The organism is Streptomyces dangxiongensis, assembly GCF_003675325.1.
Classification (GTDB): Bacteria; Actinomycetota; Actinomycetes; order Streptomycetales; family Streptomycetaceae; genus Streptomyces; species Streptomyces dangxiongensis.
In genome coordinates, this window is sequence record NZ_CP033073.1 from 7,971,295 (window position 1) to 7,993,101 (window position 21,807).

The following is a 21,807-nucleotide window of genomic DNA, read 5'->3' on the forward strand; positions in this document are numbered from 1 at the left end:
AGGCTCATGACCAGCCCATGAGCACTGCCCTGATATGTTCCGAGGCACGTCTGCTGATCCCCGCCCTGATGTTCATCGCCCTGGTCGTGGCGGCGGTCGCCAGCCTCGGGACGCCGCTCATCACCAGCGTGGCGACCACGTTCCACGTCTCCCTCGACAGCGCGCAGTGGACGCTGACCATCGCCCTGCTCAGCGGCGCCGTCGCCACACCCGTCCTCGGCCGGCTCGGAGCCGGTCCGCACCGGCGGGCCACGATTCTCGCCACGCTGGCGATCGTCGTCGTCGGCAGTGCGCTCACCGTGCTGCCGCTGCCGTTCGCCTGGCTGCTCGTGGGCAGAGCGGCCCAAGGCGTCGGACTCGGTCTCACGGCGCTGATGATGGGCGTGGCCCGCGACCATCTTCCCGAGGAGCGCAGCGCGGCCACGATCGCCCTGATCTCAGTGGTCTCCATCATCGGAGCCGGCGTCGGCTACCCGCTGGCCGCGCTGCTCGCCGAGTTCGGCGGACTGCGGGCCGCCTACGGCCTCGGCCTGCTCGTCACCGCCATCGCCTTCGTGACCGCGTGGCGCTCCATGCCCGCAGCTCCCGAAGGCCGCTCCGCTCACGTGAACGTGGCCGGTGCGCTCGTCCTGGCGGGTGGACTGCTCCTCGTCCTGTTCCTGGCCGGCGAGAGGAGCCTGTGGAGCCGACACCTCGCCGTGGCGGTGACCCTTGCCGTCGCCGCCGTACTCCTGCTCTGCGTCTGGACCGTTTACGAACTGCGAACCAAGACGCCCCTGGTCGACGTCCGGGCGGTACGGCACCCGGCGGTCGCCGGGGCGAACATCGCCAGGTTCGTCGGCGGGAGTGGCATGTACCTCCTGCTCACGCTCATCACCCGCTACGCCCAGACGCCGCACAGCGCCGGCTACGGCTTCGGACTGACCACCTTCGTGGCGGGGCTGGTCCTCATCCCGTTCTCCGTGCTGGGGTTCGTCGCCGGCAAGCTCACGCCGCGGGTCCGCGAACGGATCGACGGCCCCCTGCTCCTGGCCGGCAGCGCCGCCATCGTCGGCGGCGGGTTCGTCCTGTTCGCCACCGCCCGGTCCAACCTGGCCGAACTGCTCGCGGCCATGGGCGTGCTGGGCTTCGGCGTCGGCAGCTTCTCGGCCGCCATGCCCGGCGTCATCCTGGCCGTCACCCCCAAGAGCGAGACGTCGAGCGCCATGAGCTTCAACTACGTCGTCCGCAGCGTCGGGTACTCCCTGGGCAGCGCCATCGGCGGTCTGGTCCTGGCCGCCGGCACCGCCACGGGCCGCCTCTTCCCGAACGACGACGCCTACACGACCGCGGCGCTGGTCGGCGTCGCCGCGATGGCGATCACGACGATGGCCGGCCTCGCCCTCGCCCGCCGACGCTCACCCGAGACCAATCCGATCACAGCCCCAGTCGGTGTGCCGGGCCTGGGCCGGTCGAGTCGAACCGGAAGCTGAGGTTCGAAGCCGTCCGACTTCGACGCCGTCTCCGTCGGCTCGCTGACCCACAGCGCGCCGGCCATGGATCTGAGCATGCTTCTGAGCATCAATTCCGAACACAGGAGGTACCGTGGCCAAGGGCTACTGGGTCAGCGTCTACCGCACCATCGCAGACCCCGAGAAGGTGGCTGCCTACGACAAGCTGGCCGGTCCAGCCGTCAAGGCCGCAGGCGGGCGGCTGCTCTCCCTCGGCAGCCGGGTCGTCGCACACGACGCCGGAATCGCCGAGCGCACCGTCCTGATCGAGTTCGACAGCTTCGAACAGGCGGTCGCCGCACGCGAGAGTGCGGCCTACCAGGAGGCGCTGGCCGTACTTGCTGACGGCGTCGAGCGCGACTTCCGCATCATCGAAGGCCTCGACTGACGATCGAGGCTGCGTCGGCGACGAACACGGAGCCGACTGCGGGGATCACCCCGGCTCGTCAGCGCGCCGGGCGCGCGACGGCGGCCGGAACACCCCGGACCACTCCCGTTGCCATCCGGCGTGCGCGACCATCAGCCGCACCGACAGCCAGATCGCGATACGCCGAGGGCTTGTTCGGCCCACGCCCGGTCCACCGGGCGACGGTGGCTCGGCGGGGCGGGGGAGGCGGACGAGGTTGTCGATCGCGGTCACCGGAGAAAGCTACCGATGCCGGAACTGGGGAATCGGGCATATGAGCCACGGGTGACAGCCACCTGTTTTGCCGGTCAGGACCCTTTCGCGCCGTCAGACTCCTGGGAGGGAACGCTCCGGTGGGGCGTGGGTATGGGCGAGGGGGGCGAGACGGGGTGGGCGTGACCGAGCGTGGTAGGGCCGACCGTGCCGCTCCGGGTGAGACGGGGCTGGGCGTGACGGATCACGGCGTCCCGCACGCACGCCCGGCGACGGAGGACCGGCAGGGCGGGCGACAGTACGGCGACGAGCAATGGCAGGACGACGGGCCGGTGCGTGCGGTGCCGCGGCACGTAGCCTGTGTAATGGACGGCAACGGCCGTTGGGCGCAGCAGCGTTCGCTTCCCCGGACGGCGGGCCACCGGGCTGCGGAGACTACCGTAATCGACATCATCGAGGCGGCCCGGGCCGCCGGTGTCGAGTGGCTCAGCCTGTACGCCTTCTCTACCGAGAACTGGAACCGCCCTGGCACCGAGGTCGACTACCTGATGCGCTTGGTCCGCCGGGTCGTTCGGAAGCACGCGCCGTTACTGCTGGCCCGTGGCATCCGCTGTCGCTTCCTCGGGGGTGCCGACCCGCGTATCCCCCGTGAACTGGCCCGAGACTTCGCCGATCTGGCGGCGCTGACCGTCGACAACCGGGGGATGACGCTGACCGTGGCCTTCGACCACGGCGGGCGCCGGGACATCGTGGAGGCCGCAAGGTCGCTGATCCGCAGCAAGACGCCCGCTGATGAGGTGACCGAGCGGCTCTTCGCGGACCACCTGCCGTTCCCCGACACCCCCGACGTGGACCTCGTCATCCGCACCTCCGGCGAGCAGCGCATCTCCAACTTCATGCTCTGGCAGGTTGCCTACGCCGAGTGGGTCTTCCCCGAGGTGCTCTGGCCGGACTTCCGGGCCCCCGAGTTCCTCGCGTGCCTACATACCTACCGGTGCCGCGACCGCCGCTTCGGCGGCGTGCCGCCCCGGACGAACGGAGACCCATCATGACCACCGGAACCACGGGAACGGCCGACGAGACACCTCTGTTCGGCCCGGAATCGCAGTTCAGTACCTTCTTCGACGACCCGCGCTGGGCGCTGGCCATGGTCCGCGCCACCGTGTTAGAGGCCGCTCACCCGCAGATCGGCGCCGCCCTCGTCGACAACTCCACCTTCGTCGCCCACCCTTGGCGCAGGCTTCGCAACACCTTCCTCAGCATGCGGCGCATGTTCGGCACCGACTCGGCGGTGCGCGAACGGGAGGCCGCTCGGCTCAACCGGCTGCACGCCCGCATGAGCGGCTCCGACTCCCGCGGCCGCGCCTACGACGCGATGGACCGCGCGACCCGCGCCTGGGTGGTCGCCACCCTCTTCGAGAGCGCCGTCACCATGTGCCGGCTGAGCGGCCAGCCGCTCGACCAGGACACGATGGAGCGGATGTACGCCGAGTACCGCACGTTCCTCGCCACGCTCGACGGCGACGCCGCAGAACTCCCCGAGGACCTGAACGACTTCTGGCGGTACTTCGACCGGGTCGTCGAAAACGAGCTGGAGAACACCGAAGCGGCCCGCGTCATCCTCTACCGGCTCTTCGACCACCTGCCCGCCCCAGCACTGCTCGAGGGCGCGCCGACGCTGTGGGCGGCCGGCCGGGCCGTCGCCGGCCCACTCCTCGGCGCGATCACCGTCGCCTCGCTCCCCGAGCCATACCGGCGCAGGGCCGGGCTGCCGGAGATGCCCGGTGCCCAGACCCTCATGCAGGGCGCCTACCTCGCCGCCGGGCTCGCCCGCTTCCTGCCCGACGGCTGGATCAACGCCGAAAGCATCATCGAAGCCCTCTCACTCTCACCTGGCAGCGACGACCCCCGCGCCCGGACCGTGACCGCCCTGCGCGCCCGCATGAATAGGGCATCGGCCCTGCTCCGTCTCCTCACGCCGCGCTGGGCGGCGACGCCGGCACCGGCCCGGACCCGGCGCCTTCCGCGGGCACGGGAGAGGGCCGACGCTCGGCGGGGGAGGAGTTCTTCCGCCAGGTGCTGGACCAGACCGGCGACGGCCACCTCGACTGGCCTGACCTCGCCGCCATGGCACGCGAACTCTCCACCCGCCTCGACCTGGACGAGCCCGAGGAGACCCGGCTCTACGACGCCTTCGCCGCCTGGTGGCGCGAGCTCCAGGCCGCCCTCGACACGGACGGCGACGGCCGCGTCAGCGCCGACGAGTACGCCGCCGCCGTCCCCTCCCTCGCCGGACCCGCGCTCATCCGCGTCGCCGAGGTGCTCTTCGACGCCACCGACAAGGACGGCAGCGGGAGCATCGATGCTGACGAGTACCGGACCCTCTTCCGCACCGCCTTCCACCGCGACCTCACCGCCACCGACGGCGCCTACGGCCGGAGCACCTTCGTGGGCGACTTCCTCTCCTTCATGTCGGGCCGACGCACGAGCACCCCGTACGGCCCTCTTCTCGCCGACGCCTAACGAACTCGTGCATGTGGCGGCCACGGCTGCACGCTCCTGTACCCACGTCCGGACTTGCGGCTCAGGTGCCCGCGAACTTCCTCGAGCGGCAGGGCCTCCTTGACGCGCCCTTCTCATCCACGCACTCGTCGCTCTGGTGGCGTCGCCAGCCAGGCTGCAACACATGAAGACTGTCCGCAGAACCGGTGGGCGCCGCGGTGGCGGACGTTGCGAGCACCGACCGCGGTCAGAGCCTCGCGCAGCCAGATCGCCGGATCGGCTCCGGGCCGCGGCCGCGGAGCTCCGAGCGCGATGAGCTGCTCCTGGGCGTACCGGTAGCGCTGCTCCTGGCGACGGATCTTCTGCGCGGTTCGGGAGGAAGCGCGCGAGTTAGCGAAATGTCGATGGGGGTGCGCCTGGAACCCGAGCGCTGTGGTGGGAAATCGACTGGTTTTGCGAACGGGTTCATGCCTGCAGAGCCGACCCGACTCTCAGTCACCCGTGATGTACACCGACGACCAGGAGGCCACAGCCAGAATAGGGTCCCGGAGATCCAGCGGGAGGGAGATCCGAACAGGACCACCGTTGCCAGCGTCCACCCGGCCTCCGGCAGCGCTAGCAACCGTGTCCGGCGCTGTGGAGGCGCTGGGCGCGCCCCAGGCTCCGGAGCCGAGCTGGAAGCGGTCGGCCGCGAGACGACGACCCCGGTGACCTGACCGGACAGTGATCGTTTCCCATCACAGAGATTCTCGCGGTGCGAAGCCGGGCGCTCGCACCTGATGCCCCTTGGGAAGTGCATGACATGTTGACGGCGTTGACAGGAGCCACCGGCTTCCTCGGTTCCTACCTCCTGCGCGAGCTGCTCGCCTCCGACGGCGATGTGGTGGCTCTCGTCCGTGACACGCCGGCTATCGCCGCTCGGCGGCTCCGCCACGCCTTGGAGACCACTGGGACCGGCCTTCCGGAGGACTTCGATCAGAGGGTTCAGGTGGTGCAACGTGCGCATCCATCGCGGTGGTGTGAAGGGCATCCGCCACCCTGCCGTCGGCGACCTCACTGTGTCCTATGAGTCGATGACCGTCGACTCCGACGCCGGCCTGATTCTCACCGTCTACAGTGCCGAGCCCGACTCCCTGTCCGAGAAGGCCCTTCGTCGGCTGGCCGATTGGGCCGCCACGGTCGAGGGCGAACAGAGCACCCAGGCTGCCACCGGCTGAGGCCCTGCCACTCGGCGGATTCGATCACCGCCGGGTGCGCGGGCCCAGGGCCGTCCGCCAGCCAAGACATCAGGTGGTCGACGGCTGCCGCATGTTCTCTTCGCCCTCGACGGTGGCCGCCCAGCTGGCCAGCAGGCGCAGAGCGTCCTCGGAGGGCGTTGCGGGTTCGGCGCTGTAGGCGACCAAGGTCAGCCCTGCATCGGCATCGATGGTCATCGACTCGTAGGAGAGTGCCAGATCGCCGACGGCGGGATGGCGGAACGCCTTGCGGCCCTTGCACTGGATGCGCACGTTGTGCGTGGCCCAGCGGGTGCGGAAGAACTCGCTGCGCGTGGACAGCTCGCCCACCAGGTCGGTCAGCCCCTTGTCGTAGGGGTTGCGGCCGGCGGCCCAGCGCAGGGTGGTGACGGTGTCGCCCGCGACGTCCTCCCAGTCGGGGAAGAGGTCGACCGCGCGCGGGTCCAGGAGGATGAACCGGGCGTTGTTCACCGGCAGGGCCTGACCGAACATGATCGGTGAGAACAGGGCGCGGCCGAGCTGGTTGGCGGCCAGGGTGTCGTGGCGTGCGTTGCGGACGAAGGCCGGAACGGCCATGGCGTCCAGGATGCGCTGGACGGCAGGACGGATCTGCTGCTTGACGGCCTGGCGGGGGCGGGCGGCTGCGTTCGCCGCACGGACCAGGTCGAACAGATGGGTGCGCTCGGCCTGGTCGAGTTGCAGGGCGCGCGCGAGGTTGTCCAGAACGCTGTCGGAGACACCGCGCGCGTTGCCCCTCTCCAGGCGGGTGTAGTAGTCGACGCTGACCCCCGCCAGCAGGGCGACCTCCTCGCGACGCAGACCCGGAACGCGCCGTGCGCCACCGCCGTAGACCGGTAGCCCTGCTTGCTTCGGGGTGATCTTCGCTCTCCGGGACGTCAGGAATTCGCGGATCTGTGTATGCCTGTCCATGCTCCGAGGCTAGGTCCGCGTGAGCGTGACCTGGGAGGTCCTGCCAGTGCCTGGGTCATCAGGCTCTCCCACATCCCTCGCCCGGAAGGTTGCATGGAGTCCGCCGCCCCGGCCGCGGCCGGAATCGTCCGCTCGTCGCAGGCAGGACGTCCGGTCGCCGCGCTGTCACGGGGCCGCAGGAACACTCGGCAGTTGGAGGAGCAATCGTGAGCAAGGGATCCGCGCTCATCGTCGGTGTGGGCCCCGGCCTGGGTCTGGCCCTCGCCCGAGCCTTCGCCCGGGACGGCAACCCGGTGGCGCTGTTCGGCCGCGGCGCCGAGCGCCTGGAGGAATACGCGTCCGGACTGGTGGCCGAAGGCCATACGGCGAACGCCTATCAGGCGGATGCCGCCGATCCCAAGGCTCTGCAAGCAGCGCTCGTCAAGGCCGCCGACGAGCTCGGCGCGCCGGAGGTGCTCGTCTACAACGCGGCCCTGCTGGCCGCGGACACGCCCACCGGACTGGACGCGCAGGACTTCGCCCGCGCCCTCGCGGTGAACGTCACCGGGGCCATGGTCGCGGCCCGGACGGTCCTCCCGCTCCTGCCGGACGACCGCGGGAGCCTGCTGTTCACCGGCGGTGGTCTCGCCCTCGACCCCTCACCCGAGTACAGCTCGCTGTCGGTGGGCAAAGCGGCACTGCGCGCCTACGTCCAGTCCCTGTACAAGCAGCAGCAGGGCACCGGCGTACACGTGACCACCGTGACCGTCACCGGCTACATCGGAGGCGACGACCCGCGCTTCACCCCCGAGGCCCTGGCCGCGGCCTACCTCGACCTGCACCACCAGCCGCAGGGCTGGTGGCAGGCGGAACTTCTCTACCCTGACCACCCCGCCTTCGGGCCCGCTCCGCGCTGCTGACGCCCCCGATCCGGCGGCCCTCGACACGGCCACCGGGCCATGACGCGCACAGGCCGAGCCCCCAACCCGGCAAGGAACTCCCCAATGACCGCCATACGCGGAACAAACGCCGACATCCCCACCCAGGACGGCACCGCCGACGCCTACCTGGCCCACCCCGACGACGACGCCCAACACCCGGCCGTACTGCTCTACATGGACGCTTTCGGACTGCGTCCCCAGCCGCAGAAGATGGCCGACCGGCTCGCTGTGGCCGGCTACACCGTTCTGGTTCCCAACGTCTTCTACCGCCACGGGCGCGCCCCGTTGTCCCGCTGCCCGACTTCATCGCCTCAGCCGACCGCCCAGCCCTCTTCGAGCAGATTTTCCCGATCATGGGCAAGCTGACCGCGGAGGCGGTGGCGCGCGACGCCGACAGCTACCTGGCATGGCTGGCGACCCGCCCGGAAGTCGCCCCACAACCGGTGGGCATCACCGGCTACTGCATGGGCGCCCGCCTGGCCCTGCTCACCGCCGCCAGCCATCCGGAGAAGGTCACGGTCGCTGCGGGATTCCACGCCGGGGGCCTGGCCACCGACGATGATCCTGAAAGTCCCCATCTGGTCGCCGACCGGATCACCGCCGAGCTGTACTTCGGTCACGCCGACCGGGACCACTCGATGCCGCCGGAGCAGATCGAACGCCTCGACAAGGCTCTCGCCGACGCCGGCGTCCATCACCGCACCGAGGTGTACACCGGCGCCGAACACGGCTACAGCATGGCCGACACCGAGGCGTACAACGCCGAAGCCACCGAACGCCACTGGACCAACCTGCTGAACCTGCTCGGTCGGCACCTGTGACCCGGGTTCCCCTCCTTCTCTGCTCTTTCTCTCCCAGCGCCTCTGCGCCCTCTCTCCCTCAGATCGCCCTTTTCGAGGGAAATGCCACTCTTCCTCGAATTCCAGGAGTAATCATGAAGAACAGAATCACGCGCGCCGTTCTTGCCGCGACCGCGGCAAGTCTGACTCTCGCGACGGTTGCCACCGCGACTGCCGCGCAGGCCGCCACGGATCCGGTCTCCCGCACCGACATCGTCGCTCACTTCGACATGGCCAAGGGGCAGAGCCCGGAGAACGCCCTCATCGAGCCGAACGGCTCCGTGGACGTGACCTTCGCCGGAGCCCACCAGGTGGCGCGCATCGAGCCCAATGGCACGACGCACATCCTGGCCACCCTGCCGGCGCCCGCCGACGGCGGCGTCCACACCCCTGTGCTCGGCTTCGCCCTGGCCACCGGACTCGCCCGCACCCCCGACGGAACGCTCTACGCCCTGTACGCCACCGGCACCAAGGACCTGACCGGTCTGTGGCGCCTGAAGCCGGGACACAAGACGCCGGAACGCATCGCGGCCCTCCCGGCCAACAGCCTGCCCAACGGACTGGCTTTTGACCTCCGCTCGAACGCCTTCTACATCACGGACTCGGTCCTCGGCCGGGTATGGTCCGTGCCCTCCCACGGCGGACGCGCGACGGCCTGGTCCACCGCACCCGAACTCACTCCACACGGATTCCTCGGTGCCAACGGCGCACGCGTGCACGATGGCGCCTTGTGGGTGACCAACCTCGACCAGGGCACCGTGGTGCGCATCCCCATCGGCAACGACCACCGCGCGGGAAGGCCGGCCATACAGGCCACCGGTCTCCAGGGCATCGACGACTTCGCCTTCACCGGCCGCGGCAACGAGATCCTCGCCGCTCTCAACAAGCCGAACAAGATCGTGCGCATCACGGACGACGGCAAGAACACCACCGTCCTGAACGCCTCCGATGGACTGCAGAACCCCACCTCTGTGGCGGTCCGCGGCAAGGACGTCTACATCCCCAGCGCCGCCTACACCACCGCCACCGACCCCAACCTGCTCCACGCCCGCCTGGTCCGCCACGGTCACTGACCGCCGCACCACTCCCAGACCTACGCCTGTGCACTCCCCTTGGGGTCCGCCCAGGACTCATCCCCCGCCCACAGAGGGCGCCTCTTCCGGGCGCGCTCGACATGGAGGTACACCACTGTGACCCAGACCATCGGATTCATCGGAAGCGGCATGATCGGCGGCTCGCTCGCCCGTCTCGCCGTCACCGCCGGCCTGAACGTCGTCATGAGCAACTCCCGCCGCCCCGAGACCCTCGCCGACCTGATCGCCGAGCTCGGTGACCGGGCCCGCGCGGCCACCCCGGAGGAGGCGGCGAAGGCGGGCGACATCGTCGTGGCGACCGTCCCCCTGGGCGTCTACGACAGGCTCCCCGCCGACGCTCTCGCGGGAAAGACCGTGATCGACACCATGAACTACTACCCGGACCGCGACGGCCGCATCGCCGAACTGGACAGCGCCGAAGTGTCCTCCAGTGAGCTGCTCCAGCGGCATCTGGCCGGCTCCCGTGTGGTCAAGGCGCTCCACAACATGGACTGGATCCGCCTGTACCGCCGGGCCCGTCCCGCCGGCGCACCGGACCGCAGTGCCCTGCCCGTGGCCGGCGATGACCCGGCCGCCAAGACGGAGGTCACTCGTCTGATGGACGTCCTGGGCTACGACGCCGTGGACATCGGCACTCTCGCCGACAGCTGGCGCTGCGAGCCCGGTACTCCCGTCTATGTCCAGCCGTACCAGGGCCAGCGCCCGGCCTCGATCATGCGACAGGACTGGCACGAGCCGGAGTGGCAGCGGTGGTTCCGCGAGACCGAGGGCGAGCCGGTGCCCGCCGACCGGGTCAAGCAGCTCATCGACCAGGCGGTCCGAGGCTCCGTGGGCGGCTCCATCGGCGGCTGACTGACACTCAGGCCGATGCGCTGTGGAGGCTGAGTCGCGGGCGGGAGATGACCTCGCGCCGTCTGGCCGACCTCTTGCAGTGCGACGCCTCAACCGCCACGTCGATGATTGACCGGCTGGAGAAGCGCGGCCTGGTCTGCCGCGTGCCCCACCCTGCCGACCGCCGCGCGAAAGTCATCCGGCTCACCCCCGAGGGATGCGCGCTGCGCGATCACCTCATCCAGCACACCACCGAGCACTCACCCTTCGCCCTCCTCGACCACGAGAGCAGGCTGCGCCTGCACACGCTTCTCCCGCGAAGTGATCGACGGTCCCCGCCCGACAGATGAGGCCGCCAGCGCCAAGGACACTGTGAAAAGGAGCAGCAATGAGCAGCGGGACCGCGGTCATCACGGGTGGAGCCTCGTCGGCCGGGACGCGACGCGCACCCGGGCCGCCGCCGACAACCTGCGCGGCCTGGCCCCTGCGGGCAGTGACGCGGTACCGCCGACGACGTACACCGCTGACCTGAAACAGTGGTCGCAGGTACGGGCACTGGCAGCGGAACTGGCCGCCGACAGATACCCGGTGGACGTCCTCATCAACAACGCAGGGGCGGCGTTCCCCCGGTACGAGCAGACGCCGGATGGCGTGGAGTGCACCTACGCGCTCAATCACCACGCCCCGTTCTTGCTCACCCACGCCCTCCTGGCCGAAGGAGTGCTCACGCTCGAAGCGCGGATCATCAACATGTCCTCGTTCGTGGAAAAGCGCGGCAAGCTCGATGCTACCGATCCGGATGTCACGGGAACATCGTGGTGCAAGCGCTTCTACAACCAGATCAACGTCTACGCGACGAGCAAACTCGTCAGCCTCCTGGCCGCGCGTGAACTCGCACACCGCCTGCCCGACGGTATGAGCCTCTACAACGCCAATCCCGGCATGGTTAAGGGCACCGCGATGAACAGCAACGCCGGCGGCCTGATGCGGCTGACCGCCCCGCTGTTCCGCCCGTTCGCCATCATTCCGGACGAAGGTGTGCAGACCCCAGTCTGGCTCGCCAGCGCCTCGCCCGCACCGCGCCCCAGCGGTGGCTTCTTCAGCGAGTCCCAGCCGGACACCCCTTCGCGCCTGGCCCTGAACGGCGCCCTCGCCCGCACCGTCTACACCAAAACCGCAGCCCTCCTCGGGGTGGAGCCCCTCGCGAGGTAGGGCCGACCCGGAACCGGTTGTCACGCCGGGGTTGCGGCTGCCTCGTTCTGCGGGGTATCCGGGCCTGGCACCGTAGCCCCGGATGGACAGGTCCAGGTCGAGGCGGCTGTTCATGTCCAGCTCGAACCGGCCGTACGGATTCACATGGGTCCAGAACAGCGGCGGCAGTGAGCCACTTCCAACCTCAGGTTGAGGCGTGGTGAAGGACGAGGACGGCCTTGACGATGGCGGTGATTCGGTTGGTGCTGCAACGGAGCTTTCGCAGGAGGCGCCAGCCCTCGAGAGTGGCCATCGCCTGCCCGCCGAGGCAGCGGGGTCGCCGCATCGCAGGTGGGCCAGGGCCAGGGTCACCGCGCGCTCCGGGTCCTTCCCTGGGCCGGGGTTCGCCGACCAGTTCGGTCTCGATGTCGTGGGACCGCGACCCCAGCGTCACACGGGGCCCGGTTGAGGCTCGTCGAAGGCGGCAGACCTTGCGCCATCGTGACGCGTGCACGAGCCGGTCGTGATCCCGTCTCCACTGGCTGGGCCGTCGGCTGCGGTCGCCAACACCAAGGTCCAAAACAACCCGGGCATCGCGCCAGCGAACCCGGCCATGACACAATCGAAACTGATCCGTGGTCAATGTCCGCCACGGTCGCTGAGGTACCCGACGACACGCTGTTGCGCCCCATGCTCGCCCACCGTCTCCTGGGCGAGCCGACTGTACGGACACGTGCGGTCCCTGCGTGAACCGCCGCGCAGCTCGCCGCTCCACAGCTCGGGTATCGGAACGTCCAAGCAAACTACCTCTGGCTGGGAGCTCGTAATGGCGCGGATAGTCCTGCATGACAAGACCGCTAAGGATCCTGGGGAGTGGGTCCCCGGAAAACCTCCCATGTCTACGTTCGGTCGGGTGCTGGCCATGATGCTGGCTTTCGCGGGGACGGTCGTATTCGCGGTGGTTCTGGCCCGGCTGACTCTGGAGCCCTCGGCAGCGTCCGTGCCGCTGACGCACAATAACCTGCGCCCTGGTGACTCCATCCGTGCGTACCTCGCGCAGCCCATGGCCCCTGACACAGTCAAGCAGCTCGGCGGCAATATCGTGATGGGGATACCGTTCGGTGTGCTGTTGCCGGTACTGGTACCCCGAACGCGAGGACTGGTCCGCGTAGCGGCGGCCACCGCTCTCGTGATGATCCTCGTCGAACTCGTCCAAGGCGCCCTCATTACCGGGCGCGCCTTCGACGTCGACGATGTACTGCTCAACACCACGGGTGCCCTCATGGGTTACCTGCTGATCGGCCGCCGGATGGGTCTCGCAGTGCATCCCCGACGCCGCCACTGGTGGCACCGGTTCACCAAACGCCAGCTGACTGCTGAAGACCCGGCATAGGTGCGCCGCGCCCCCTGTTCCGCCGCCCCTCGCCGGAGCGACCGTGCTACTCGCCGCCTGGGCGAGGGTAGTGGTGCGGCCGGTGTACTGAAGGCGGCCATCGTCGTCGAACCTGCCGAGCAGCAGACTGCTGGGGGCGGCCAGGGAGCCGGTGACCGCGCCGACGATCGCCTCGGTCGTCTCGCGCACCTTGTACTTCCGCCACCCGCGTACTCCAGGTTCGTACACGCTGTCCAGCCGCTTGAAATAGCACGCCCTCCATCCCGACGGACGTCCACGTCTCCACTCACGCACGGTGTCCGGATCGGTGGTCGACGGGCACAGAGCCCACGGCGCCGACAGCCGGCGGGCGGCGAACACGGACTCCAGCGCGGCCCTGCGCCGCCGGTACGGCCAGGAGGTCGTTTCCATCCCGGACAGCCTCAGCAGATCGAACGCGACGAAGTGGGCCGGCCACTCCTCTGCCGCCCGGGCCGCCCCGGCACCGCGCCGGGCAAGCCTGTTCTGCAGCCGCTCGAACGCGAGGCGGCCCGCGGCGTCCCATACGACCAACTCGCCGTCCAGCGCGGTCGCGTCCGGCAACTGCACGGCCCCGGCCCCAATCTCCGGAAACGCCGGAAGCATCTCGGTGCCGCGCCTGGAGCGCAGCACCACCCGACCTGCATCGACGGAGACCAGGGCTCGGAATCCATCCCGCTTCGGCTCACCCGCCCACCCCGTCAGCAGCGCAGGGTCGGACACAGGGGCGGCGAGCATCGGTTCCGGCAGTGTCCACGTCACAGCCCATGCCTTGCACCCAGCCCGCCCGCCGGCGTACCGAGTGCGCGTACGCACCCGACTACCGGCCCGACCACGGCAGGTCAGCGCACTACAACATCTCGCCGGGGGCTGTGTGCTGAGCTCCTGGCGTCGTCAAGGCAGCGCAGCCGGACACCGGGCTGCCCGGATCCCGTGTCGTACGGTCTGATGTCGTGGCCGCCCACCGTCCGCAACGGATCTCACCGAAACCGGCGGTGCCGCCGGTACGGCCGGGAGATCTGAGCCGATACCGGGAATCAGGCCGCGACGAGCTCCTGCTCGCGGTCCGGCGTTTCGACCTTGGGCTTCGCGTTCGGCAGCGAGAGCCGGAAGACCTTGTGCCACGCGGAGAACACCTGCTTGGGCAGCGGCCCGGTGACGTACTCCAGCTCGTACTTCTCGAACAGCGCGCGCACCTTCACAGCGACCTCGGCGTACCGGTTGCTCGGCAGGTCCGGGAACAGGTGGTGCTCGATCTGGTGCGACAGGTTGCCGGTCATGAAGTGCATGGCCCTGCTGCCGCTGATGTTCGCCGAGCCCATCATCTGGCGCAGGTACCACTGGCCGCGCGTCTCGCCCTTGATCGACCGGCGCTCGAAGACCTGTACGCCCTCGGGGAAGTGCCCGCACATGATCACCGAGTGGGTCCAGATGTTGCGGACCAGGTTCGCGGTGAACGTGGCGCCGAGCGTGGTGAGGAACGACGGGCCCGACAGCAGCGGGTGGATCACGTAGTCCTTGAGCACCTGCTTGCGGATCTTGCGGCCGACGGCCCTGGCCTGAGCGCGGAACTCCGGGCTCTTGCGGCGGCGCTTGTGCAGGTTCTTGCCGAGTTCCAGGTCGTACGCTGCGATGCCGTACTCGAAGAAGCAGGCGTTGATGAAGTTCCACAGCGGCTGGCCGAGGTGGAACGGGTGCCACTTCTGGTCCTCGTCGACGCGCATGATGCCGTAGCCGAGGTCGTTGTCCTTGCCGATCACGTTGGTGTACGTGTGGTGCAGCTCGTTGTGCGAGTGCTTCCACTGCTCGGACGGCGAGACGTGGTCCCACTCCCACGTGGTGGAGTGGATCTTCGGGTCTCGCATCCAGTCCCACTGGCCGTGCAGGACGTTGTGGCCGATCTCCATGTTGTCCATGATCTTCGCCACGGACAGACCGGCGGTGCCGAGCAGCCACGCGGGCGGGAAGATCGAGAACAGCAGCACGCCCCTGCTGACCGCCTCGAGCTTGCGCTGCGCCGAGATGACCTTACGGATGTAGGCGGCGTCTTTCTCGCCGCGGCTGGCGATCACCTCGTCGCGGATCGCGTCCAGCTCGCGGCCGAGCTCCTCGATCTGCTCCGCGGTCAGGTGGGCGGTGGGGTCGATGGCGGTCAAGGTGCTCCTACCGTTCGATGTCGCAGGGGCCCGCCGCGGCGGACACGCAGGTCTGGATGAGGACGCCCGGCTCTGCCTCGGTGATCTCGCCGGTGCGCAGGTCGCGGACGGCGCCGGCCTTGAGCGGCGTGATGCAGCCGAAGCAGATGCCCATGCGGCACCCGGAGGGCATGAGCACGCCGGCCTCCTCGCCCACGTCCAGCAACGGCGTGGCGCCGTCCGCGTCGACGGTCTTGCCGGTGGCGCTGAACGTGACCTCGCCGCCGTCGCCGGCGACGACGATGCTGGGGCGGAAGCGTTCGGTGTGCAGGCGCTCTTGTACGCCGTGCTCGCTCCAGTGCTCCTCGGCGGCGTCGAGCAGGCCCGCGGGCCCGCAGGCCCAGGTCTCGCGCTCGGCCCAGTCGGGCACGAGTTCGTCGAGACGGGCGATGTCGAGCATGCCGTCTGTGTCGGTGTGCACCTCGGTGAGCCGCAGCTTCCTGTCCGCGACCAGGTCGTGCAGTTCGTTGCGGAAGATCACGTCTTGCGGCTGTGGCGCGCAGTGGACCATGACGACGTCGTCGAACTCGGTGTCGCGCAGCATGCCCATCACGGGCGTGATGCCGCTGCCGGCCGTCAGGTAGAGCACCTTGGCGGGCTTGGCCTGCGGCAGCACGAAGTCACCGGTCGGCTGGTCCAGCTCGATCAGCGTGCCAGGTTTCGCCCTGCGGACCAGGTGGTTGCTGACCTTGCCGTCCGGGATCGCCTTCACGGTGATCGTGACGCGGCCGTCCCGGCGGTTCGTCGGCGAGGTGATGGAGTAGGCACGCCACAGGCGCACCCCGTCGACGTCGACCCCGATACGCACGTACTGACCGGCTGTGTGGCCGCGCCAGCCCCGTCCCGGCCTGATCACGACAGTCGCGGCGTCACCCGTCTCGGGGTGCACGGCCTCGATGCGCCCACGCAGGTCAGCGCCCGCACGCAGCGGGCTGACCAGGTCGAGGTAGTCCGACGGCAGCAGCGGCGTCGTGACCATCTCCAGCAGTTTCCACGCCCTGCTGCGGAGGGCTGCACTTGTCATGGCTCCAGCTTGCTGCGCCTCAAGGCGTAAAGTCCTGACCGCAGGACGTAAATCTGGTCGGCTGAATTGTTCGCAGGGAACAAAAACGTGAGCCACGCAATCCGGAGGGCCAGCGAACTGACCCTCGATGAGACGACGGTCACCGCACTTCGGGCCGCGCTGAAGACCACCGCCGACGAGGTCGTCCAGGCGATCATCGACGAGGTACCTCCCTACGCCAACGCCCTTTCGGGCCACATGGGCGCCACCATCCGCCGAGCCGTCCGCACCGCCCTGGGGCACTACCTGGACCTCGCGAGCGGGAACGCCACAGGCGGCGACGCCGGTGACGCAGCCTACGAGCTGGGCCGCGGCGAGGTGCGCGACGGCCGTTCGATGGACGCCCTGCTCAGCGCCTACCGCGTCGGCGCCCGCGTGGCCTGGCGATGCCTGGCAGCGGGTGCCGTACCCGCAGGTCTGCCCGCCGCCGAGGTCGCCAAGTTCGCCGAGCTGACCTTCGCCTACATCGACGAGCTCTCCGCCGCGAGCGCCGCGGGCCACGCCGACGAACTGGCCGCCCAGGGCAGGGCCCATGAGCGTCACCTGGAACACCTGGCCCGCGACCTCCTCGCCGGCGCGAGCCCGGACGTGCTGCTGGCCTCCGTTCAACGGGCCGGGTGGCAGCCTCCGGTTTCGCTGACCGCGGTCCTGCTGCCCGCCGCCCAGGCCCGTCCTGCCTACCGCGCGCTCGACCCGAGGACCCTCGTCCTCGACGATCTGCCGGACGCCACCGGTGTGCTGCTCGTCCCCGATGCCGACCGATCACATCTCTTGCGGCAGCTAACCGACCGCACCGCCGTGGTCGGCCCGGCCCGGCCATGGACTCGTGCGTCCGCCTCGTACGCGCGAGCCGTACGCGCGCGCTCCCTCTCCTCCGATATCCGCGACACCGAGGACCACCTGCCCGAGCTGGTGCTGAGCGCCGACGCGGACGCGTTCGCGGACCTGCGTGCCCGAGCCCTCGCACCGTTGCGGAACCTGCCCGTCGCGACGGCACGGCGACTGGAGGAGACGTTGCGGGCGTGGCTGCTGCACCAGGGCAGGCGGGACGAGGTGGCGGCGGCGTTGTTCGTCCATCCCCAGACGGTCCGGTACCGGATGTCGCAGCTACGGGAGCTGTTTCCGGATCTCGCATCGCCACACCGGGTCCTTGAACTGACGCTGGCGGTCGGTCTTCGGGTCAGTTGACGCGTACTTCGACCGTCCACGACCGCGTCCGCGAGCGGTCCAGGAATCGTGCCTCGTTCCCGGTGCCATCAGTCTGGCTCATGCGGCCCGGGGAAGAGAGGTATTAGCCGGCTGAGACCGGGGGTCGATGTGAAGACCAGACAAGGCCTCGGGAAGCCCGTCGGGGGCGCTGTCTCTGAGAAGCGCGGTGGCGGATAGGGCTCGACTGGATCCGGTGGACGATGCGCACCGGCCCGCTCATCGAGCATCTGGTTGGTGATCTGGGCCACTACGCCCTGGAAAACGGCTTTCATGTCGTCGTGGAGCGCTGTCCTGGCACGAGCTGACCCACGGGCGCGCGGCGGGCTGCAGCCGGGTGACCGGCGGGGCGGCCAGGCCGGGTCACCAGGGGCGGGGGGCCGGGCCGCTCGCGCCGGGGACCACCGTGGTTCTGCGACGGCCCCCTGCCTCCCTTCCGACAGGTCAACCGGACGACCGACCGGGCCGGCCTGGCACACCGCGCGAGGGATGATGGGGATGGAATGACGGAACGTGAGATCAGGAGCTTCCATGACGAAGCGGGTTCACCGACCCCGTGAGGACGCGGAGTTCAATTTCATCCTCGGGATGAGCGGAGTTCCGGTCCTCGCATACTTCACCGGGACATGGCCCAAGGCAATCGAGCCCTGCCGGGTGATGGACCTCGTCGTGGGTGGCATCGCCGACGACTACACGGGCCGCCTGACGGCCGTCCGGGCCGACATCACGCGTTGTCCGGCCGCAACCGAGCGATACGGGATCACCGGAGCCCCGTCCTACGTCCTGCTGAAGGAGGGAGAGGCGGTGGCGCACGGCACGGGGCCTACGACCATCGCCGAGGTACGGAAGTTCCTGGACGGCCACCTCTGAGCGGCCGCTGCGGCACGTGGCCGCGACGCCCGTCACGTCTCGTCTGTGGGAGCTGCGCGCCGCCTGAGACACCTTGGGGCTGAGAGATCCCCACAGGTCACATAACGCAGGGCCCGCTCGGGGTGGTCTGGGGCCTGTACGTCCCCGTACACCGCGACCCGACCACCGGCATCGTCCTGGCGGAGGTCCGGGTCACCATCCCGCGCCAGCGGTAGCCGCCGACCGCCCCGCGCGGTCCGGCCACCACTGCAACACCACACTGCAGCACCCGAGGTGTGTTGCACACCTGACCTGCCGAGTCAGGTCGAAGGGGCAGGCTGCCAACACCTTGGCAGCCCGCCCCTTCGTCAAGGCTTCCGTCAGTTGGACAACGGCACGCTGCGGTCGGCGTGGATGACCGTCGCGTCGGCCAGCCCCACGTACGGCCGCATCTGCGCGTACGGGATGCGCTGTTCCCGTTCTACCCGCCGCAGCTCATCGGCTCGGATCAGGAACCGCGCGGGAGGGGCACCGGGGGCAAGCACGTGGGGGAGCGGGAGTTGCCCAGTTCTCCCCTCGCGTGACGAACATGCGCCGGTCACCGGGGAGCTCGATGCCCCAGCTGGTGATGGCGATCGGCTGGTCACCCGCGTCGACCGCCTCCACGCTGACGAAATGATCGCCCAGGTCCTGACTGCCGTCGGGCAGGTCGTAGACAGGGATGGAGTTGGAGACCTGGAGGACGACCCGGGGGCCTATGGGAGCGGGCAGGTAGCTCGCGATGTTGAAGCGGTTCTCCTGCTGGTTGTGGTTTCCGACCTGCGGGGCAGCGGGGCCGTTGAAGGTGTTGCCGAACACGCCCGGGCGGGCCGCGAATTCCTGCTGCTCAGCCACCAGCGCCTGAAGCTCGGTCGCGACCTGCTGCTGCTCGGAGTCCTCCAGGGTCTCCAGAAGCGACTCGAAACGGGTCTGTCACGACGCCTCCTGGCGCAGGCGCGCGCTCCGCATCGCCAGTGGCATCGGCTTCTTCCAACGCCTGCGCAGTACGGTCCAGGCGCTCCAGCTCCGCACGCTCGCGCTGAGTGTCTCCGCGCCCCAGCAGACGGGCTACGCGTTTGCTCGGACGACGGCGGCACCGCCCGCTCCAGCCACGGCCATGAGTGCTTCGGTGAGCATGTGCCAATCCTTCGTCCAGGAAGACCGGCCCCTGAGCTGCGGCTGTGGCGCTGAGGCTTGCGACCGGTGTCCCTGGCACCACTGACAACAGGACCCCCGTCAGGGGTGCCAGCCCAGTTTCACGAGCACCCCAGCCGCAGGCCCCGAGGGCGTGGACATACTGCTGGCCATGACGTCCCCGCTCGGCACCCGTGTGTACGTGATGACCATCGCGGTGCTGGTGTGCGTGGTGGGTAGCGGAGCCTGCCTCGACCAGATCTTCTCCCCGACAGCGACGCCGCTACCCAGTCCTGACCCGTGCGGCGGTGTGGGGAGCGTCCGCGGTGTGTGTGGTGGGCACCCGGGTACGCGAGAGAACAGGGAAGGTGAACGCGACGAAAGGGCACCATATGGTCCTCCCGCTGAGGAATCGGAAGGCCGACACGCACGGTCAGGATGGCAGCCCGCCGCTGCGGTACGGCGCGACCTGGGGGGAAGGCGCGGCCCGTGCCGCAGACGCCCGTCAGGCCCTGCGCGCCTTGCTGAGCCACGCCCCCCGAACCGGCCGCACAGCAGTGTCGGCCGACCTGGCCGTAGACGCCGAACTCGCCGCCAGTGAGCTGGTCACCAACGCCGTCCGGCATGCTCCGGGCCCCTGCGGAATGACCCTGAAGTTGTCCAGCGACGAGTTGACGATCACCGTGTGGGACAGCTCCACCGACAAGCCGGCGGCGAAGAAGGCCGACCCGCGCCGCATCGGCGGTCATGGGCTGCACCTGGTGCACACGGTCAGCGACAGGGTCGTCGTCGCGCTTCGTGAAACGGGAAAACGGATCACCGCCCATCTGTCCCTGACACCGAACCAGAGCACCACCGGTCTTGGCGGAACGGCTCTCCCGGGCTGAACACGACCAGCGTCACCGGTCCACAACTGACAGCGAAGACAACTGGACTCGGTGGACGGCAGGCGCACCGCACCCGCTGGGCCGCCAGGTCGCTGAAGTGTCACGGCGGCGGCCACGCGGTGACGTTATCCGTGAATGAGCCTTTTCCAACCTGCTCGCCGCGAGCGTGGTGCTCGACTGGTCATGCACCCTCGGTGTCCAGTCGCTCCGCGGACTGGACCAGGTACTCGGGCAGTTTTGAACTCGCCGCCAACACCTCGATGCCGATGAGGCGGCCCTGCTCGTCGAAGTCGAGGTTAATCATGCCGTCGACGTCCACCGGATTGCAGGGATACATGCGCGCGGACTTCACGCGGGCCTGCGGTTCAGTGAGGTATATGTACGCTGCGTCCACGGTCTCGTCGTAGGTGACTCTGACGTCTGTAGCGACCTCAGGCTGCCGTGGCGAGGTGCAAGGCCAGAACGGCCTTGACGATGTCGGTGATGCGGGTGGTGCCGCAACGGAGTTTGCGCAGGAGCCGCCAACTCTTCAGGGTGGCGTTGGCCTGCTCTCCGACGGCTCGGATCCTGGCGTGGGAGGAGTTCACCGCCCGCTTCCCGGCTGGGAGCGCGCTCCAGCGGCCGCGGTAGGGCACCCGGATCGTCCCCTGTGGGCCCTCGCCTGGACCATCAGGCGATCCTTCATCTGCTCGAACGCTACGGTTCTCCGGTTCAGTTGCGGAAGGCCGGCAGGCGGCGGCTGATATCAATGCTGCGGCCCAAGGCCCCGGGGATGACCGAACGGCTCGTCGAGGACATCTTCGACGCACTCGACGAGCAGACTGTCATCGTTCCCGGCACCGACGCCGCTGCGCTGATCGTCCCCAGCCTCGCCGCCTCGCTCACCGCCGTGCTCGACCAGCGAGCCCTCCTCGCCAAAAGGATTGAGCAACTGCTGGAGGCACACCCTCTTTCCCAGGTCCTGATCTCGATGCCCGGCATCGGGGTCAGGACCGCAGCCCGCATCCTCGTCGACGTCGTCGGTGACGGCAGCAGCTTCGCCACCGCAGGCCACCTGGCCGCCTACGCCGGCCTCGCACCCGCCACCCGCAGATCCGGCTCCTCCATCCGCAGCGAACACCCCTCCCGCCGCGGCAACAAACAGCTCAAGAGGGCCTTCTGTCTGGCCGCCTTCGCCTCACTGTCCCAGCCAGCCTCGCGCGCCTACTACGACAGGAAACGAGGCGACAGGAAACGACGCGAAGGAAAACACCACGTCGCAGCCCTCGTCTTCCTCGCCCGACGCCGCATCGACGTCCTCTTAGCCTTGCCCTCGGTGGCTGAGCCGAGGACCGACTCCGCACGGGTCCACGTCGGCGGCGACGGACTGCCG

General features: G+C 69.2%; 18 protein-coding genes and 7 pseudogenes. 17 read left to right on the forward strand and 8 right to left on the reverse strand.

Annotation, left to right across the window (positions count from 1 at the left end):
* Positions 1-17 precede the first annotated feature (17 nt).
* The 6 genes and pseudogenes from D9753_RS35635 to D9753_RS37290 all read left to right on the forward strand — a co-directional run bounded on the left by D9753_RS35635 (position 18) and on the right by D9753_RS37290 (position 5,828).
* The gene (locus D9753_RS35635; RefSeq protein ID WP_121791467.1) at positions 18-1,472 is read left to right on the forward strand and encodes an MFS transporter; all 1,455 of its coding nucleotides are present in this window, start codon (positions 18-20) and stop codon (positions 1,470-1,472) included.
* 112 nt (positions 1,473-1,584) lie between these two features.
* Positions 1,585-1,878: a DUF1330 domain-containing protein gene (locus D9753_RS35640; protein WP_121790740.1), complete on the forward strand. Its 294-nt coding sequence runs from the start codon at positions 1,585-1,587 to the stop codon at positions 1,876-1,878.
* A 563-nt stretch (positions 1,879-2,441) separates the two neighbouring features.
* Positions 2,442-3,161, forward strand: a complete 720-nt coding sequence (uppS, locus tag D9753_RS35645) for a polyprenyl diphosphate synthase (RefSeq protein WP_121791468.1) — start codon at positions 2,442-2,444, stop codon at positions 3,159-3,161.
* A pseudogene (locus D9753_RS39135) lies at positions 3,158-4,632 on the forward strand (oxygenase MpaB family protein). Before uppS ends, D9753_RS39135 begins: the two are co-directional and overlap by 4 nt.
* 781 nt (positions 4,633-5,413) lie before the next feature.
* Positions 5,414-5,680 (forward strand): SDR family oxidoreductase, encoded by a 267-nt coding sequence (locus D9753_RS39565; protein ID WP_121790742.1) that lies wholly within the window; start codon positions 5,414-5,416, stop codon positions 5,678-5,680.
* Positions 5,610-5,828 carry an MmyB family transcriptional regulator gene (locus tag D9753_RS37290; RefSeq protein ID WP_240468398.1) on the forward strand — a complete coding sequence of 73 codons (219 nt, stop codon included), beginning with the start codon at positions 5,610-5,612 and terminating at the stop codon, positions 5,826-5,828. The genes D9753_RS39565 and D9753_RS37290 overlap by 71 nt, the downstream gene beginning before the upstream one ends.
* Positions 5,829-5,897: 69 nt before the next feature.
* Here the strand turns inward: D9753_RS37290 and D9753_RS35665 are convergent, their stop codons facing one another.
* Positions 5,898-6,776: a helix-turn-helix transcriptional regulator gene (locus D9753_RS35665; protein ID WP_121790743.1), complete on the reverse strand. Its 879-nt coding sequence runs from the start codon at positions 6,774-6,776 to the stop codon at positions 5,898-5,900.
* 206 nt (positions 6,777-6,982) lie between these two features.
* Here D9753_RS35665 and D9753_RS35670 point away from each other — a divergent pair, with 206 nt between their 5' ends.
* From D9753_RS35670 to D9753_RS35695, 6 genes and pseudogenes are all read left to right on the forward strand, one after another.
* Positions 6,983-7,675, forward strand: a complete 693-nt coding sequence (locus D9753_RS35670; protein ID WP_163010891.1) for an SDR family NAD(P)-dependent oxidoreductase — start codon at positions 6,983-6,985, stop codon at positions 7,673-7,675.
* Positions 7,676-7,759: 84 nt separating this feature from the next.
* A pseudogene (locus tag D9753_RS35675) lies at positions 7,760-8,517 on the forward strand (dienelactone hydrolase family protein).
* A gap of 113 nt (positions 8,518-8,630) precedes the next feature.
* On the forward strand, positions 8,631-9,608 hold the full coding sequence (locus D9753_RS35680; protein WP_121790745.1) for an SMP-30/gluconolactonase/LRE family protein: 978 nt from the start codon (positions 8,631-8,633) through the stop codon (positions 9,606-9,608).
* Between the two features lie 117 nt (positions 9,609-9,725).
* Entirely contained in the window at positions 9,726-10,481 is a 756-nt protein-coding gene (locus tag D9753_RS35685; RefSeq protein ID WP_121790746.1) for an NADPH-dependent F420 reductase, read from the forward strand.
* A 47-nt stretch (positions 10,482-10,528) separates the two neighbouring features.
* On the forward strand, positions 10,529-10,810 hold the full coding sequence (locus tag D9753_RS38545) for a MarR family winged helix-turn-helix transcriptional regulator (RefSeq protein WP_240468399.1): 282 nt from the start codon (positions 10,529-10,531) through the stop codon (positions 10,808-10,810).
* Positions 10,782-11,672, forward strand: a complete 891-nt coding sequence (locus D9753_RS35695) for an SDR family NAD(P)-dependent oxidoreductase (RefSeq protein ID WP_240468400.1) — start codon at positions 10,782-10,784, stop codon at positions 11,670-11,672. The genes D9753_RS38545 and D9753_RS35695 overlap by 29 nt, the downstream gene beginning before the upstream one ends.
* A 184-nt stretch (positions 11,673-11,856) precedes the next feature.
* Here D9753_RS35695 and D9753_RS35700 read toward each other — a convergent pair.
* Positions 11,857-11,985, reverse strand: a pseudogene (locus D9753_RS35700) (IS5/IS1182 family transposase); the annotation flags it as partial.
* A gap of 492 nt (positions 11,986-12,477) precedes the next feature.
* Here D9753_RS35700 and D9753_RS35705 point away from each other — a divergent pair.
* A complete protein-coding gene (locus D9753_RS35705) occupies positions 12,478-13,044 on the forward strand; it encodes a VanZ family protein (protein WP_394346790.1) in 567 nt (188 codons plus the stop codon).
* A 201-nt stretch (positions 13,045-13,245) separates the two neighbouring features.
* Here D9753_RS35705 and D9753_RS35710 read toward each other — a convergent pair.
* The 3 genes and pseudogenes from D9753_RS35710 to D9753_RS35720 form a co-directional block, all read right to left on the reverse strand.
* Positions 13,246-13,800 (reverse strand): annotated as a pseudogene (locus tag D9753_RS35710) (ATP-dependent DNA ligase); the annotation flags it as partial.
* A 299-nt stretch (positions 13,801-14,099) separates the two neighbouring features.
* On the reverse strand, positions 14,100-15,218 hold the full coding sequence (locus D9753_RS35715; RefSeq protein WP_121790747.1) for a fatty acid desaturase family protein: 1,119 nt from the start codon (positions 15,216-15,218) through the stop codon (positions 14,100-14,102).
* Positions 15,219-15,225: 7 nt separating this feature from the next.
* Positions 15,226-16,281 carry a ferredoxin reductase gene (locus D9753_RS35720; protein WP_121790748.1) on the reverse strand — a complete coding sequence of 352 codons (1,056 nt, stop codon included), beginning with the start codon at positions 16,279-16,281 and terminating at the stop codon, positions 15,226-15,228.
* An 87-nt stretch (positions 16,282-16,368) separates the two neighbouring features.
* Here D9753_RS35720 and D9753_RS35725 point away from each other — a divergent pair, with 87 nt between their 5' ends.
* Entirely contained in the window at positions 16,369-17,508 is a 1,140-nt protein-coding gene (locus D9753_RS35725) for a PucR family transcriptional regulator (RefSeq protein WP_121790749.1), read from the forward strand.
* 549 nt (positions 17,509-18,057) lie between these two features.
* Positions 18,058-18,396 (forward strand): thioredoxin family protein, encoded by a 339-nt coding sequence (locus D9753_RS35730; RefSeq protein WP_121790750.1) that lies wholly within the window; start codon positions 18,058-18,060, stop codon positions 18,394-18,396.
* 474 nt (positions 18,397-18,870) lie between these two features.
* On the opposite strand, the gene D9753_RS35735 is transcribed toward D9753_RS35730, so the two are convergent.
* Positions 18,871-19,269: a hypothetical protein gene (locus D9753_RS35735; RefSeq protein ID WP_121790751.1), complete on the reverse strand. Its 399-nt coding sequence runs from the start codon at positions 19,267-19,269 to the stop codon at positions 18,871-18,873.
* 614 nt (positions 19,270-19,883) lie between these two features.
* On the opposite strand from D9753_RS35735, the gene D9753_RS35740 reads away from it, so the two are divergent.
* On the forward strand, positions 19,884-20,435 hold the full coding sequence (locus tag D9753_RS35740; RefSeq protein ID WP_240468402.1) for an ATP-binding protein: 552 nt from the start codon (positions 19,884-19,886) through the stop codon (positions 20,433-20,435).
* 181 nt (positions 20,436-20,616) lie between these two features.
* Here the strand turns inward: D9753_RS35740 and D9753_RS35745 are convergent.
* Together D9753_RS35745 and D9753_RS35750 are read right to left on the reverse strand one after the other, a co-directional pair.
* Positions 20,617-20,838 (reverse strand): annotated as a pseudogene (locus D9753_RS35745) (DUF2283 domain-containing protein); the annotation flags it as partial.
* A 28-nt stretch (positions 20,839-20,866) separates the two neighbouring features.
* Positions 20,867-21,094 (reverse strand): annotated as a pseudogene (locus D9753_RS35750) (transposase family protein); the annotation flags it as partial.
* Here D9753_RS35750 and D9753_RS35755 point away from each other — a divergent pair.
* A pseudogene (locus D9753_RS35755) lies at positions 21,085-21,744 on the forward strand (transposase); the annotation flags it as partial. The pseudogenes D9753_RS35750 and D9753_RS35755 overlap by 10 nt on opposite strands.
* Positions 21,745-21,807: the final 63 nt, after the last annotated feature.